The 13656-nt window shown below is 63.5% G+C and carries 19 protein-coding genes; 12 read left to right on the forward strand and 7 right to left on the reverse strand.

The features are described from left to right. Positions 1–309: 309 nt before the first annotated feature. Entirely contained in the window at positions 310–765 is a 456-nt protein-coding gene (locus ACP3TD_RS10275) for an N-acetyltransferase family protein (protein ID WP_426762773.1), read from the reverse strand. A 607-nt stretch (positions 766–1372) separates the two neighbouring features. On the opposite strand from ACP3TD_RS10275, the gene ACP3TD_RS10280 reads away from it, so the two are divergent. The 7 genes from ACP3TD_RS10280 (at position 1373) to ACP3TD_RS10310 (ending at position 5534) form a co-directional block, all read left to right on the forward strand. Continuing rightward, complete coding sequence (locus ACP3TD_RS10280) at positions 1373–1780, forward strand: PASTA domain-containing protein (RefSeq protein WP_426762775.1); 408 nt, start codon at positions 1373–1375, stop codon at positions 1778–1780. A gap of 38 nt (positions 1781–1818) precedes the next feature. Next, entirely contained in the window at positions 1819–2154 is a 336-nt protein-coding gene (locus ACP3TD_RS10285) for a PadR family transcriptional regulator (protein WP_426762776.1), read from the forward strand. Next, positions 2151–3041, forward strand: coding sequence for a hypothetical protein (locus ACP3TD_RS10290; protein WP_426762778.1), 891 nt, complete (start codon positions 2151–2153; stop codon positions 3039–3041). Before ACP3TD_RS10285 ends, ACP3TD_RS10290 begins: the two co-directional genes overlap by 4 nt. Before the next feature lie 127 nt (positions 3042–3168). Continuing rightward, a complete protein-coding gene (locus ACP3TD_RS10295; protein WP_426762779.1) occupies positions 3169–3429 on the forward strand; it encodes a hypothetical protein in 261 nt (86 codons plus the stop codon). Positions 3430–3513: 84 nt separating this feature from the next. Continuing rightward, the gene (locus ACP3TD_RS10300) at positions 3514–4287 is read left to right on the forward strand and encodes an SAM-dependent methyltransferase (protein ID WP_426762780.1); all 774 of its coding nucleotides are present in this window, start codon (positions 3514–3516) and stop codon (positions 4285–4287) included. A 119-nt stretch (positions 4288–4406) separates the two neighbouring features. After that, positions 4407–4829 (forward strand): GNAT family N-acetyltransferase, encoded by a 423-nt coding sequence (locus tag ACP3TD_RS10305; RefSeq protein WP_426762781.1) that lies wholly within the window; start codon positions 4407–4409, stop codon positions 4827–4829. Between the two features lie 339 nt (positions 4830–5168). After that, positions 5169–5534 carry a DM13 domain-containing protein gene (locus ACP3TD_RS10310; RefSeq protein WP_426762782.1) on the forward strand — a complete coding sequence of 122 codons (366 nt, stop codon included), beginning with the start codon at positions 5169–5171 and terminating at the stop codon, positions 5532–5534. A 47-nt stretch (positions 5535–5581) separates the two neighbouring features. Here ACP3TD_RS10310 and ACP3TD_RS10315 read toward each other — a convergent pair whose 3' ends face one another. Beyond that, positions 5582–6322 (reverse strand): alpha/beta fold hydrolase, encoded by a 741-nt coding sequence (locus tag ACP3TD_RS10315; protein ID WP_426762783.1) that lies wholly within the window; start codon positions 6320–6322, stop codon positions 5582–5584. Between the two features lie 73 nt (positions 6323–6395). On the opposite strand from ACP3TD_RS10315, the gene ACP3TD_RS10320 reads away from it, so the two are divergent. Further along, complete coding sequence (locus ACP3TD_RS10320; RefSeq protein ID WP_426762784.1) at positions 6396–7094, forward strand: helix-turn-helix transcriptional regulator; 699 nt, start codon at positions 6396–6398, stop codon at positions 7092–7094. Between the two features lie 39 nt (positions 7095–7133). Here ACP3TD_RS10320 and ACP3TD_RS10325 read toward each other — a convergent pair whose 3' ends face one another. From ACP3TD_RS10325 to ACP3TD_RS10340, 4 genes are read right to left on the reverse strand one after another with little or no spacing between them, the layout of a single operon-like run. Beyond that, a complete protein-coding gene (locus ACP3TD_RS10325; protein ID WP_426762786.1) occupies positions 7134–7610 on the reverse strand; it encodes a YbaK/EbsC family protein in 477 nt (158 codons plus the stop codon). A gap of 3 nt (positions 7611–7613) precedes the next feature. Next, entirely contained in the window at positions 7614–8486 is an 873-nt protein-coding gene (locus ACP3TD_RS10330; RefSeq protein ID WP_426762787.1) for an SURF1 family protein, read from the reverse strand. Then, positions 8487–8753 carry a hypothetical protein gene (locus ACP3TD_RS10335; protein WP_426762789.1) on the reverse strand — a complete coding sequence of 89 codons (267 nt, stop codon included), beginning with the start codon at positions 8751–8753 and terminating at the stop codon, positions 8487–8489. Beyond that, on the reverse strand, positions 8750–9184 hold the full coding sequence (locus tag ACP3TD_RS10340) for a DUF3099 domain-containing protein (protein ID WP_377203637.1): 435 nt from the start codon (positions 9182–9184) through the stop codon (positions 8750–8752). Before ACP3TD_RS10340 ends, ACP3TD_RS10335 begins: the two co-directional genes overlap by 4 nt. A gap of 152 nt (positions 9185–9336) precedes the next feature. On the opposite strand from ACP3TD_RS10340, the gene ACP3TD_RS10345 reads away from it, so the two are divergent. Then, on the forward strand, positions 9337–10062 hold the full coding sequence (locus tag ACP3TD_RS10345; RefSeq protein ID WP_426762790.1) for a beta-ketoacyl-ACP reductase: 726 nt from the start codon (positions 9337–9339) through the stop codon (positions 10060–10062). Positions 10063–10198: 136 nt separating this feature from the next. Then, positions 10199–10951, forward strand: coding sequence for an SDR family oxidoreductase (locus ACP3TD_RS10350; RefSeq protein WP_426762791.1), 753 nt, complete (start codon positions 10199–10201; stop codon positions 10949–10951). A 72-nt stretch (positions 10952–11023) separates the two neighbouring features. Here the strand turns inward: ACP3TD_RS10350 and serB are convergent, their stop codons facing one another. Continuing rightward, positions 11024–11917 (reverse strand): phosphoserine phosphatase SerB, encoded by an 894-nt coding sequence (gene serB / locus ACP3TD_RS10355; RefSeq protein ID WP_426762792.1) that lies wholly within the window; start codon positions 11915–11917, stop codon positions 11024–11026. A 143-nt stretch (positions 11918–12060) separates the two neighbouring features. Between serB and ACP3TD_RS10360 the strand changes: the two genes are divergently transcribed. Further along, positions 12061–12846 carry an ABC transporter ATP-binding protein gene (locus ACP3TD_RS10360; protein ID WP_377203634.1) on the forward strand — a complete coding sequence of 262 codons (786 nt, stop codon included), beginning with the start codon at positions 12061–12063 and terminating at the stop codon, positions 12844–12846. A 21-nt stretch (positions 12847–12867) separates the two neighbouring features. Next, positions 12868–13653: a sulfite exporter TauE/SafE family protein gene (locus ACP3TD_RS10365; protein WP_426762793.1), complete on the forward strand. Its 786-nt coding sequence runs from the start codon at positions 12868–12870 to the stop codon at positions 13651–13653. The last annotated feature ends 3 nt before the right edge of the window (positions 13654–13656 follow it).

The following is a 13656-nucleotide window of genomic DNA, read 5'->3' on the forward strand; positions in this document are numbered from 1 at the left end:
ACCCGGCCGGCGAGGATGGTGAGCGCGCAGCTAAGCAGAAAGCTAAGAGCGAGGACGCCAAGCCCGCAAATTACGGCAACCAAGAAGCCATCGGGTTCGGCTACCGAGTCAATTACAGGCTCCTGGTAGTACCAGATGGTGTACCACGCATTCAATCCGAAGACTCCGATGAATACGGTCACGATCCATGAGACCACGGCCAGATGCCAAACCTTCACGCTTCCCCCCAAGTATTAGCTTCCGACAAAGAATAGCCGCAGTTGAAGAACCAGAACTCCATCTTCTGGTTCTGCCCCGGTAGAGGATCCCTCACCGGGACGCCTCGAAGAGAATGAGCTCAGACCGATCGTCGTCCGCGGTCACGCCGCGAATCTCCGAGAATCGGGCGACCGGCCGGAAGTTGAGAGTCTCGTGCATCCTGATGGATGCCGTGTTGTGTTCGTTCGTGAAGAAGTAAGCGACCGAATCCCGAGACCAGATCCATTCCAATCTCACCCGGGTGAGGGCAGAACCGACTCCTCGCCGGCGGAACGCCGGAGCGACTACAACGCCCCCGAGATAATGGCCTGCGGGAGCGCTGCCTTCAGGATTCGGGTGGAGATGCGTCTTGGCCACACCGGCGACTTCGCCTTGTGTGACGGCCACCAACACGACCCGGTCGCTCCTGGGGGCGATCATCTCGCAAGTCCAGCGCGCTCGGCCGCTTGCAGCACAGATCATATCCACCTGTCCCAGGTCATCCACGGTGGCTTCACGAATTTGCATGCGCACAGCGTACTGCGCGAGCCGAACGCTCCTTCGGTCCCGCCCGTAAGTCGGCGGTTTACGGATCGCTCTGGCGTCCGATTGGGGATCCTTTATCGGGCGGGTTGGAAAGGCCAGTGCTCTGGATAAGTGTGCGGAACTGCAACTACTTGTACTGCGTCCTCATAAACGAGGCGGCCGGGACTGCGGGTGCGAAGTGCCATCCAGGAGACGCCGTACCGGTCGAGGAGAAGCAGGTATCCAGCTGTCATTTCCAGAAGTTGTGAGGACTCGGCTTTGAACCAGGAGCGGGCGCCGGGGTTTAGCTCCGAGTCGTAGCACTCCGCCGCCAATGTCGTGGGATCCGTGTAGCTCTCGGTCGCAATGACGTTGGCAATTTCGAGCCATCGCCTGTCTGCTTCGCTGAGAAGCCCTTCATTTCGGAGGCCGTTGGCCATAGCGAAAACTCCTGGGAACCGTCCCTTCCGGTTTGGGACGGCACTTTGGTATCGAATGAACTCTCCCATTCAATGAGCGTACGCAGTGGCGGCCTTCCATTACGCACACCCGTTCCAATCGAGGATCCCTTACGGGACGCACCGAACACCGGCGCTAACCTGATGAATAGATGGTTCAGTTTGCCGCACCCGTTTTCGGGCGCAAAGGAGATGCCGTGGTGGTCGAAGGCCAGTTACTAAGTGTTCCCGATCTGGTTGGGCAGCCTGTACATATCGCACAGGAGACTGCGGCGAACCTTGGGTTCGGTCTCGCAGCCGGGGACCCTGATGGTCCAGCCCTTCGCTCGCGCACGTGGCCAGGGCTACTCTGGGTGACCTCCCAAGATCCTCCGGCAGGATCGGTCCTTGCGCGGGGCAGCCAAATTCAGATCACCTTCATTCAGGACGGTCAAGCCCGATGCGACATGCCGGAGCAGACGGGCGGGCCGACCCCCTATTGCAAACTCATGCGGAGGGCGACACGGAGTCGTGAGTTATCCGGTGAGGGATCGACTTGCGGGCGCGTTTGGAGCGCCTGACAGCTTGACTTCTAAATCTATATAGCTAGATTAATGGCATGGAGAATTTGGGGCGGGTCACGCCAGCTACGGCGCTGGTCCTCGAGGCGTTGCTGTCGGCCGAGAGTATCTGGGGGCTGCAGATTGTCAAAGGTGTGGGCAAGAAGCCTGGCACGGTTTATCCGATACTCGAACGCCTGGAAGCTGCGGGGTGGGTGAAAGGCGAATGGGATTCGACTGAGACGCGCAAAGGCCCTCGCCGGCGCTACTACCGGCTACTGGCTGAAGCGCAGCCCCTGGCCAGAGAGTACGTGGCAACATGCAAGGCGAAGTCGGCACAGTCTGCGGGCCGACCATCCCCTGCACTCCTTGAGGGCGAGTGGCTTTGCGCATGAAAAACGCCGACAGTCTCTTGGCTCTGTGCCTGGCGTTGACTCCTGCTGCCCTGAGGGAGGTCCGCGAGGAACAATGGCGGGCCGACCTGAGGGACGGCCCTGCAATGGGAATTTCCGAGGAGTCATTACTTCTAGCGGCCGCCCGCTCATCCACATCGGCTAGATTCCAGGATGTGCTTCACCGCGGCGGCGCTCTGCTGTCGCGACTACAAAACGGGGGAAATATGAAAGTCGCCTTTGGCATCGCCAGCACAGCAGCCGTCTTTGCGGTTGGAGCAGCCGCAGCAATTCAGTTCGGCCATCCCTCCACAACCGAATCCGTGGACAGGACGTCGGTGGCCTTCATCGCCGTGCCCGGAACGTCGGCCAACTTCACGCCCGCCTCCGGTCTCGCCCCAGTAAATGTGGAGGACAGACGGGACATCCGCTGCTACTACCGGGCTGACCTCTCCTCCGAATATCAGATTGAGGGATCAGCGGAGAACCCACGGCCGCCATACATGGGGACAGGAATTGAGGAAGTCGGATTCAACGCCCAAACCAACCCGACGCCCGAAGATCCCAGTTCCGGACTAATGCAAGTCTCCGATCCCATCAACCAGTGCAGCCGCGTATGGGACTTAGGAGGAATGATCCTTCCTGGCGTCAACGACGACCTCGTCCCTAACGATTTCGTTTCACCTCCTCCCAACTTTCCAGCGGAGCGAACCTTGTCAGAGGTAATACGGGACCAGAACGGCAACCCGCTCTACCCGGATCCGGCAATCCGGGCTTTCGGCAACTACATCCCAGTCCTCACTGAATGCGTCATCGACGGAAAAATAGGAGTCATTCCGGGCACAGCCGATGTCTGCAGCCAACTCGGGGTACCATCACTCGCCACATAAACCGGCGCACGCTCAGGGATCCCTTACCGGGCAGTCATCCTTGTCCAGCCAAGGAGGTTTTTGAGGGGCGCCGTTACGCCGAGGTGTCTAAGCTGGCCGAAAGGGCAGCATCATTTTGGAGGACCACATGGAGCCCGACTGGAAGTTCCGCATTGGCGACGAAAGCGCCCAGTACTCTGTTCCGCCTGAAGATATTCGTCTTCCCCTGGAAGCGGCTGTCGCTAAGCTGCGGGAAGCCACCGAGGCATCCAGGGCTGCTGCCCTAGTTCTTGGAGAAGAGATCAGGGTGGCAAGTAGTGCCGGCTATGGCCTGGGCTGGGTTCTGGAAGCAAGCAGCCTCAGCAGCGCAGACGTAGAGCGCGTTCTCCGCGGGGAAGCGCTTTTCTGATTCATCCCCAGTATCTGCGAACGTCCGATAGGGATCGGCATACGGACAGGCAGCAGTTTCCGTGCATCGTGAGAGCATCGTTTGGTGACCGACAATGCTTCGCTCGAATTGCCGCGCCTCTACGAGTCACTGACGTGGCTTACCCCGCTCTCTGAGGAACGCGCCGCACACCTTGTGGCGTTCCTGTCCGACCCGGCGCCGCATGAGGTTCTGGACATGGGGTGCGGGTGGGGCGAACTGCTACTTCGGGTTCTGACGGCGGCCCCGCAGGCTCGAGGACGCGGAGTGGACAGTGCTTCCGCGTCCATCGACCGGGCGAGGCAACAAGCACTGGTTCGTGGGCTGCTCGACAGAGTGACGTTTGATTCGATGCCTGGGCGTGAAGCCCAGACCCGCCCCGCAGACGCTGTCATCTGCATCGGTGCCAGCCAAATCTGGGGACCGCCAGTAGAGGACGGGCAGCCGCTCGACTACGGTGCAGCCCTGCACGCCCTTCGAGCCCTGGTACGTCCCGGCGGCCGGCTCGTCTACGGCGAGGCGATCTGGTCAGCAGCACCTTATCCGGCTGCCACCGCCCCTCTGGCCGGACGGGATGACGAGTACCTTACCGAAAATGCCTTACACGAGCAGATCTGCGCCGCTGGGTTCGAGGTTCTGGATGCCGACCAGGCAAGCATTGAGGAGTGGGACGTCTTCGAGGCCGGGTACCGGAACAGGTATACCCGCTGGCTGGAAGCACATGATGCCGATCATCCCTCCGCAGAACAGGTCCGTCGCCAATACGAGGAACAACGCGCTGCATATGAAGATGGCTACCGGGGCGTACTCGGGATGGCGTATTTCTGCCTCAAAGGGTAGGAGCCCACGGCGACTTACAGTATGAGCTCCGCGCCGCGTGGGCGGTCCACCACCCGATCGATCCAGGGAGCGAATCACTCCCAGCCGCCCAATGATTATGCTGCAACCATGGGTGAAGCATGACCGACATAAAAGTAGTGAAGGCCAGTGACCTGCCCCTTGGGGAAGTCCTCGAGCTGTACCGTGCGGTGGAATGGCTTGCGTACACGAAGGATCCTGCCAATCTTGTACAAGCTCTGGAAGGTTCTTCCACACTCGTGGCCGCTTATGACGGCCAGTCGTTGGTTGGGCTAGCGCGCGCCATTTCCGATGGTGCTTCGATTTGCTACCTCCAGGACATCCTCGTTCGGCCGTCGCATCACCGACGAGATATCGCACGAGCACTCGTTGAACGGGCGCTCGAACAGTACCCGCTGGTGCGTCAAAAAGTCCTCATCGCCGGCGATGAGCCAAAGCAGAAAGCGTTCTGTGAAGCCCTCGGCTACACCTGGCCGGAGGAGTTTCAGGGAGGATCGGTCAGAGCTTTCATCAGATTCGACTAAGTACCTACGTCCGCTATTCGGTCCATAACCGGGGGATCGCCCTCAGAGCGGTCTGGCACCCGGAGTCAACAAAAGCCGGGGCAGTCCCGAACTGATGCCACTCGTTCTGGATCCGGTGGAGGAGGGGATCCCATTAGGACCACCTGGGAAGGTTGCTCTCCGGTAGGGTGCCTATGAACGAAATCCACTGGGGGAATCTTGAAACTACTTCGATCAACGCTGCTCTTATGCCTGCTGGCTTCTGGCCTCGCCGGCTGCACCTACACAGAGTCCGCACCGGGGGCGGCCAGTGAGTCGAGCCCTTCACCAACTCCTATGGGCTCGACGGCTGCCGTTCACTTGACCCTGGAAGGCCGGTTTCAGTCGCAGGGGGCAACCACCACGGGGACGGCCACTATCCGCGTCACGGAGTCCGGTGCGGCCCTGCAGCTCGAAGGCTTTGCCACAGGTCACGGTGACAGTGTCCGTCTCATGTTGAGCCCCGGGGTGCTGCGCCCCGGCCCCACTGGTGAGCCGGAGCTGTCCTCATCGACTCTGATTGAGCTGGGGCCGCTGCCGCTCAACCGGGCGAGCAGTCAGCGCATCGATTTGGAGCCCGGGATGTGGGAGTCGATGCCTGAACCGGCGCGCAGCGTTGTGATCTACAACTATGCCGACAGGGCGGCGTACGGCACGGCCAACCTTGTTGAAGCGCCGCCTTCCTGACGGGGCAGGAGGTGGCCGGACTCGGCTGACTTCACGTCATACGTGCATCAGTTGGCTCTGGAGGCTGCCGACTGAATGGCCTTGGCGAGGTCGCGGGGACGGCTCCACATAGGCCAATGCCCCGTCGGGAGGTCAATGACGTCAAGGTGCTCGATGTTCGCGACCTCGGCGAACATGGGATGGCCTGCACGTGCGAGCTCCAGCACCTTCGCGCTGGGGATCGAGCAGCACACCAGGGTGGTCCGGACTTTGCGGCGGGCACTGTTGGTGAGTTCGACCCGCTGGCGAAGCACGGGGCCGGGCTCAGGGACGGCCCGGCCCCTGAAACGCTCAAGGACCTCTGCGCTCAGGCCTTCGAGGCTCGCTTGCTCTGCGAGTACGTCGAAGGAGGGCAGCGGAAGCTCCTCCAGGTCCTCCGGAAGGCCCGGGCCAAAGGCGCTTCCCGCTGCCACGGGGCCGGAGTCGACCCACACCACTCGACGGACCAGCTCGGGGCGTTGGTCAAGGACAAGGCTGACGGGGGCGTTTGCCCCGCTGTGAGCTACCAGGGTTGCGGGCTGCTCCTCCGTGACCCCCAGTTGTGTAATGACGTCCAAGACCGCTGCGGCCTGATCGTCGAGGGTCCTCGCCGCACGTTGGGGGTCGTCGCCGTCGAGACCAGGCAGCGTCATCGCGATTGCCCGGGCGTGGCCGGGTGTCAGGTGTTCAAGCACTTCATCCCAGGCCCAGGCGCCCAGCCAGTGGCCGGCGATGAGGATGATGAGCGGGGGATTTGCAGTAGTTGTCATGCCCATACCCTTGCAGGCGCTCCGGACAACGGTATGTCACTATTTATGTCATGAATTTGCCTAGGACTGAACTGTGAAGCGTGTCGAACGGCTCCATGCCCTTTCCGAGATGTTGCGCCGCAGCGGCAAACGGGGCGTGTCCGCCGAACGCTTGGCGCGAGAGTTTGAGGTGTCGGTGCGCACCATCAAGAGAGACCTCGATGCGCTGGAAAACAGCGGTGCACCTGTATGGTCTCGGCCGGGTCCGGGCGGCGGCTACGGATTGGCCACAGGAGCACCCCTTCCGCCTGTCACCCTTTCCCCAGCGCAGGCGATGGCGCTCATGGCAGCCGTGTCCGCCGCACCAGACGCCCCCTACGCCGATCTGGCAGCAGCAGGTATCCAGAAGATCCTGGACGTCCTAGATCCCAAAACCCGGGAACGAGCCGACGAAATGGGCAGCCGGGTCTGGTTTAACGCACTTCCTTCCTCTTCCCGGGCCATCAAGTCGGCGCTGGAAGAGGCGATGGCCGGGCAACGGGTGATCCGCATGCGCTACACAGCGAAAGATGAGACTACGACCAGCCGCGACGTTGAGCCCGTGCTGTTCGCCTCGACTAACGGCCAGTGGTACCTGGTGGGATGGTGTCGGCTGCGCGACGCGATGCGATGGTTCACCGTGGCGCGGATCGAGCGAGCCAGCGTAACCAAGACGGCTTGTAGCGGACACACCATCCACGAGGTGGGGGAGCCCCCGGCAAATGCCAGGCCGGTGCTCACCAAGAGCGGGTGAGTCACGCATTACGCAACCACCCCGGTAAACCCTGGGACGTCAGCGCACCAGGGTTTCGTCGGCGCCGGTGATCCTGTGAAGGTCCTGGTAGGTGATGCAGAACATCGACTCGTGGTCGCCCGCTCCGGCCCAGAGGAGGTTGTGGGACCGCAGGCTCACATCAAGCAGAGTTCGAATGCGGTGCGGGTGGCCGACCGGTGCCACTCCTCCCACCACCTGGCCCGTGTGCTCGAGGACGAAGTCCGGGGAAGCGCGGCGGATGCGGCCTTCACCCAGGAGGTCCGCCACCAGGCCCGTGTCCACCCGGGCGGCGCCGCTGGCGAGGATGAGCAGGGGCGCGCCGTTGAGTTCGAAGATGAGGCTGTTGGCGATGGCTGCCACGTCACAGTCCAGCGCCTCAGCCGCGGCTAGTGCAGTGGGAACGCCGGCGGGGAAGCTGCGCACCGTGTCACCGATGCCCGATTCGAGCAGTGCCGTGCGCACCCGGCTGACCGGCCCGTCGTCGTGCGTCGTCATGCTTCAGTACCCCTGCGCGTCCAGCAGCGCGTCTTCCTCTTCTTCGGCCGTCGCCTTCTTCCGTTTGCGGGCAGGAGGCGTACGACGGCGGGACGGCACCGCAGCGTGGACGGTCCCCGCTTCCTCGGCCTCGTCTTCCTCGGCGTCGATGGCGGCGTTCCGTGCCTGCTGCCGCGCCGCGTACCCGAAGCCCACGAACATCAGCACGCCGAACGCGAACCACTGCAGCGAGTAGGAAAGGTGGGTGCCTTCTTCGGTGGACGGTTTCGGGAAGGCCACTGGCATGTCAGCGGCCGCGGGCGTCTCCGAGGCCAGCTGGCCGTAGGCTCCGGTCAGCACCGGATAGCCAAGCTGCGCCGCGTACGTCGGGAGGTCGATGGAGGCAAGCTGGCCCTGCGGGGCGCCGCGTTGCAGCTCCGGTTCCCCGTGCTTCAGCCGGACGACGGCGGTCACCTCGCCGGAGGGCGGCGCCGGGACCGAGTCCGGGCTGCCGGGGTTGTTGTTCCCGATGGGCAGCCAGCCGCGGTCAATGATGACCGTTTCGCCGGAGGCCAGCTTGAACGGAACCACTACTTCGTAGCCCGGCTGGCCGTTCAGGGGGCGGTTGCGCACGATGCGCTGGCCATCGGCGTCGTAGGTGCCCTGCAGCTGCACCTGGGTCCATTCCTTGGCGGGATCAAGCTGCGAGAACTGGTCCCGGGCTGCCGTGAAAGGAATGGGTGTGGCGGAATAGTTGCTGACCACTCGGTTGATCTCGGCCAGGGTTTCGGCGCGACGGTCCATCTGCCAACGGCCCAGGAACACGCAGGCAGTGGCAAAGATCGCGGCCAGCAGCAGATAACCCAGCCATTTGCTGGAGAAGAGGAAACGGTACATTCAGTTGTCCTGCTCCAGAGGGCTGTCCGTGCTGCCGGGCTCAAGGGGAAGGGTTTCCTTCCACAGGCCGCGGGTCTGCAGGTAGTCCTCCAGCCAGCCACGGTGGTCCTCGCAGGCCAGCCACGTCTTCCGGCGCTCGGGGGTGTGGATTTTGGGGTTGTTCCACAGCAGCTGCCAGGATGCTCCGGCACGGCATGCCTTCCGGGAACAGAGCGCGGAGTCTGATGCCGCCGGGCTGGTTCCGGCGGCGAAATCAAAAATACTCACGGCCCCTGCCGCCCCTCTCCGTTGTCCGGCTCGTCGTCGTCGTTTATAAGCTCGCCCTGCAGCACTTCGGAACCCTGTTCCTCGTGGCCCGTTGGCGGCGGCGGCGCTTCCAACTCGGCCAGCGGTGCCGAATCAAGGAGCGCGTCACTGTGCTCTTCGGCCATGTCACTGCCATTGGCAATGACTACCGCGATCCATGGCAGGAACACTGCACCGGCCACGGCGATGATCTTGAGCCAGCCGTCCAGGACAAAGATCATGACCAGGCACACCATGCGGATACCCATGGCCAGCGCGTACTTGACCATGCGCCTGCGAATGTCCTCGGAATGGGATTCCGCGGCATCCGTAATGCTGTGGACTTCCGCGTCCTCGGAGAACCGGCCGGGTTCTCCGGGCACCGAACGTCCCGCGTGGTTTTCAAGGGTCACAGTGGTTTCTCACGCTCCAAAGGCTTGCGTCAATTCTCTCACCATCGGCAGTGGCACCCAAACCCGGGCGGGCCCGGGCGCTAAGATCGGAGGCAGCCAAATTCCACCTTCCTACCGCGGTGAATCCCGCCGCAGAATTCCGGAGTTCCTCCATGACTGAAGCAGTTACCGCCCCCCGCAGCGTCCTGATCACCGGCGGCAACCGCGGCATCGGCCTGGCCATCGCCAAAGCATTCCTGGCCAACGGGGACAAAGTGGCTGTTACCTACCGCAGTGAATCGGAACTGCCTGAAGGAATCCTGGGAGTTAAGGCCGACGTCACCGATGAGGCATCAGTGGACGCGGCGTTCAAGGAAGTGGAGGCAGCCCACGGCCCCGTGGAAGTACTGGTGGCCAACGCCGGCATCACCAAGGACACCCTCCTGCTGCGGATGAGTGAAACAGACTTCACCTCCGTCATCGATACGAACCTCACCGGCGCGTTCCGTGTCATCAAGCGGGCGTCGAAGGGCATGATCCGGCTGCGCAAGGGCCGCGTGGTCCTGATTTCCTCCGTATCGGGCCTGTATGGCGCCCCGGGCCAGATCAATTACTCCGCCTCCAAGGCCGGCCTCGTGGGCATCGCGCGGTCGCTGACCCGCGAACTCGGTTCCCGCGGCATCACCGCGAACGTTGTGGCCCCCGGCTTCATCAACACGGACATGACGGCCGAACTCCCGGAAGCCACCCAGAAGGACTACCTGGCCAGCATCCCCGCCGGCCGGTTCGCCGACGCCGACGAGGTGGCCAACGTGGTGCGTTGGATTTCCAGTGACGAAGCGGCCTACATCTCCGGCGCTGTCATCCCGGTTGACGGCGGCCTGGGCATGGGGCACTGACCTTCAAACCCCACGCGGCTGCCACCAGCGGTCCGGCGCTTCTTTGTCGGACCCGGACAACGGAATCAGCAAGTCGCGCTGGCATGATGGAGTTCAGAGCCGCTTCACTTTAGACGTTTCAAACAAAGGAGCCCAGATGGGACTGCTGGACAACAAAACCGCCATCGTCACCGGATCATCACGCGGGATCGGCGCTGACGTAGCGAAGATCCTCGCCGGCGAGGGCGCCGCCGTCGTGGTCAACTACCGCCAGAAGGCACCGCGCGCCAACAAAGTGGTCCAGGGCATCGAGGCCGACGGCGGCCGCGCCGTGGCCGTGGGCGCCGACCTGACCACCCAGGAGGGCGTGCAGGCGCTGGCCTCCGCTGCGATGGAGAACTTCGGTTCCCTGGACGTCCTGGTCCTGAACGCCTCGGGCGGCATGGAAACCGGCATGGGGGAGGACTACGCCCTCAAGCTCAACCGCGACGCACAGCTCAACATGCTCAACGCCGCTGTGCCGCTGATGCAGGAAGGCTCCCGCGTTGTCTTCGTGACCAGCCACCAGGCACACTTCATCTACACGGTTCCCACCATGCCCGCCTACGAGGCCGTGGCCCGCAGCAAGCGTGCCGGTGAGGACGCGCTGCGGGAACTCATCCCCAACCTCGCCGAGAAGGGCATCAGCCTGGTGGTGGTTTCGGGCGACATGATCGAGGGCACCGTCACCGCCACGCTGCTGGACCGGTCGACGCCGGGTGCCATCGAGGCCCGCCGCGCCGAAGCCGGCAAGCTGTACTCCGTGGAAGAATTCGCCCAGGTAGTGGCCGGAATGGCCACCGCTGACGTCGAGTCCGGCCACACGGAGTACGCCGGCGGCGCAGACTACTTCGGTAAGAGCGGCCAGTAGTCCACCGACTCAAAAAGAGGTGCCCGGCGCATTCGCGCCGGGCACCTCTTTTCGTCAGCACCTGTGGGCGGTTCAGACCCCGGCGATGTGGCGCACCGCATCAAGGTAGGGCATGTTGACTGCCGAATCGGCGACGGCTCGCACGGCAGGCTTGGCGTTGAAGGCCACCCCAATCCCGGCCGCACCCAGCATGTCGAGGTCGTTGGCGCCGTCGCCCACGGCGATGGTGTGTTCCATCGCGATCCCCTCGGCGGCCGCCCACTCGCGCAGGAACTTCTCCTTGGCCGCACGGTCCACCACCGCACCCAGGACCTTGCCGGTCAGGGCACCATCAACGATTTCCAGTTCGTTGGCCTGCCAGTAGTCCAGGCCAAGGTCCACTGCGATTGGCTCGAGGATCTGGTTGAACCCGCCGGAGACTACGGCTACCGGATGCCCGGCCGTCTTGAAAGCGGACACGAGTTCGGCGGCGCCTTCGCTGAGCTTCACTTCGTGGCGGACGGAATTGACGACGTCGGCCGGCAGCCCGGCGAGGACGGCCACCCGTGCGTGCAGGCTCTGGGCAAAGTCCAGCTCCCCGCGCATGGCCGCTTCGGTGACAGCGGCCACCTCGTCCCGCTTGCCCGCATACGCGGCCAGGAGTTCGATGACCTCCTGCTGGATCAGGGTGGAGTCCACGTCCATGATCAGCAGCTTCCGGCCGGCCGAACGCAGGCCCCCGGGCACCAGGGCGGTGTCCATTCCGGGGATGACGGCGTCGGCCACGGCGCTGCGGAGCGCAGCCAGCCCGGCCTCGGTGGCGTCCGGGAGTTCCAGTTCCGTGACGCGCACCTGGTAGCGGCTGTCGCCGGCCCTGGATTCGGCTCCTGCAGCTGCACCGTGCTCCGTGAGGACGGAACGCAGCTGCTCCAGTCCGGCGTCGGTCAGATTTTGGCCATAGCTGACCGCAGTCACGTTGGAAGTCATGCCTGCAATCTTAGCCAGCGGAGGAACGGCCCCGCGTATTCATTGCGGACCTAGACCGGTCCGGCGCCACGGGCGGACACGTGCCGGGGGAGCGGTCACACCGGTTATCAGTCGTCCACTTTTTTGTCCTAGTGTCTATTCCTATGAGTGATGTTCTGGAACTGGACTCCGTTAGCGTTGTCCGAGGCAAAAAGACCCTGCTGGACAAGGTCGACTGGCAGGTCAACGAAGGCGAACGCTGGGTCATCCTCGGCCCCAACGGAGCCGGAAAAACCACGCTCCTCCAGATCGCGGCGGCACGCCTGCACCCCAGCAGCGGCAAGGCCGGAATCCTCGACGAAATCCTCGGCCGCACCGATGTCTTCGAACTGCGTCCCCGCATCGGTCTGTCGTCGGCCGCGCTGGCCACCCAGATCCCGGAGCACGAGAACGTCCTCAACGTGGTGGTCACCGCTGCCTACGGCGTCACCGGGCGTTGGCGTGAAGGCTACGAGCGCGATGACGAACGCCGCGCCTTCCGCCTCCTGAACGACTGGGGAATGGGTCCACTGCTGAACCGGACGTTCGCCACCCTGTCCGAAGGGGAACGCAAGCGTGTCCAGATCGCACGCGCCCTCATGACCGATCCCGAGCTGCTGCTGTTGGACGAACCGGCAGCAGGCCTTGACCTGGGCGGCCGCGAAGAACTGGTCCACAAGCTCGGCGAACTGGCCCGGGACGAGGCAGCGCCCGCGATGGTCCTGGTAACCCACCACCTTGAAGAGGTACCCCCGGGCTTCACCCATGCCATGCTGCTGCGCGACGGCGGCGTTGTGGCAGCCGGACCCATCACCGAGGTCCTTACCGACAAGCACCTCAGTGAAACGTTCGGACTGGCCCTGGACGTAACGGAAAATGGCGGCCGCTACGCCGCCACCGCCCGCCGCTAAGGGCGGGGCGGGATACTTACTGTGGAGATTCTTAGCAGCATCCTGGTCTTTTTCGCTGGCCTTTGGGCCGGCACCATCAACGCGGTGGTCGGCTCCGGCACGCTGGTGACCTTCCCCGTCCTCATCGCACTGGGCATCACCCCCGTTGTCGCGTCCATGAGCAACGCCATGGGCCTGGTGGCCGGCACTGCTGCCGGCGCCTGGGGTTATCGGCGCGAGCTGGCGGGACGGGGCCGGCAGCTGCTGAAGCTGCTCCCGGCCTCGCTGCTCGGCGGGATCACCGGCGCCTGGCTGCTCCTCCATCTGCCGGAGAAGGTCTTCCATTACGTAGCCCCGGTACTGCTGGTCCTGGCGCTGCTCATGGTGATGTTCCAGCCCAAGCTGCAGTCCTGGGTGCGCAACCGCGAACAGAACCCCGAACATGCCGTCCGCGACCGCAGCCACGGCGTGCTGCTGGTGGTGCTCGTTTACCTGGCAGGGGTCTACGGCGGCTACTTCGTGGCCGCCCAGGGCATCCTGCTGGTAGGCATCCTCGGCGTCTTTCTCAGTGGAACCATGCAGAACGCCAACGCCATGAAGAACTTTCTGGTCCTGGGCGTCAACATGGTGGCTGCAATTTCCTACCTGCTGTTCGCATTCGACCGGATCAACTGGCTGGTGGTCCTCCTGATCGCCGTCAGCTCCACTATCGGCGGACTCGCCGGCGCCAAGGTTGGACGGAAGCTTTCCCCGAAAGTTCTCCGCGGCGTGATCTTCACACTGGGCGTTGTGGCGCTCGTCGTCATGGTCGCCAACCTCCTGAAATAATCT

The organism is Pseudarthrobacter sp. 1G09 (assembly GCF_050038305.1).
Taxonomy (GTDB): Bacteria; Actinomycetota; Actinomycetes; order Actinomycetales; family Micrococcaceae; genus Arthrobacter; species Arthrobacter equi.

Coding starts and splice junctions, on each gene's coding strand:
- ACP3TD_RS10275 (WP_426762773.1), bottom strand. CDS start 765: ATGCAAATTCGTGAAGCCACCGTGGATGACCTGGGACAGGTGGATATG.
- ACP3TD_RS10280 (WP_426762775.1), top strand. CDS start 1,373: ATGGTTCAGTTTGCCGCACCCGTTTTCGGGCGCAAAGGAGATGCCGTG.
- ACP3TD_RS10285 (WP_426762776.1), top strand. CDS start 1,819: ATGGAGAATTTGGGGCGGGTCACGCCAGCTACGGCGCTGGTCCTCGAG.
- ACP3TD_RS10290 (WP_426762778.1), top strand. CDS start 2,151: ATGAAAAACGCCGACAGTCTCTTGGCTCTGTGCCTGGCGTTGACTCCT.
- ACP3TD_RS10295 (WP_426762779.1), top strand. CDS start 3,169: ATGGAGCCCGACTGGAAGTTCCGCATTGGCGACGAAAGCGCCCAGTAC.
- ACP3TD_RS10305 (WP_426762781.1), top strand. CDS start 4,407: ATGACCGACATAAAAGTAGTGAAGGCCAGTGACCTGCCCCTTGGGGAA.
- ACP3TD_RS10315 (WP_426762783.1), bottom strand. CDS start 6,322: ATGACAACTACTGCAAATCCCCCGCTCATCATCCTCATCGCCGGCCAC.
- ACP3TD_RS10325 (WP_426762786.1), bottom strand. CDS start 7,610: ATGACGACGCACGACGACGGGCCGGTCAGCCGGGTGCGCACGGCACTG.
- ACP3TD_RS10330 (WP_426762787.1), bottom strand. CDS start 8,486: ATGTACCGTTTCCTCTTCTCCAGCAAATGGCTGGGTTATCTGCTGCTG.
- ACP3TD_RS10345 (WP_426762790.1), top strand. CDS start 9,337: ATGACTGAAGCAGTTACCGCCCCCCGCAGCGTCCTGATCACCGGCGGC.
- ACP3TD_RS10350 (WP_426762791.1), top strand. CDS start 10,199: ATGGGACTGCTGGACAACAAAACCGCCATCGTCACCGGATCATCACGC.
- serB (WP_426762792.1), bottom strand. CDS start 11,917: ATGACTTCCAACGTGACTGCGGTCAGCTATGGCCAAAATCTGACCGAC.
- ACP3TD_RS10360 (WP_377203634.1), top strand. CDS start 12,061: ATGAGTGATGTTCTGGAACTGGACTCCGTTAGCGTTGTCCGAGGCAAA.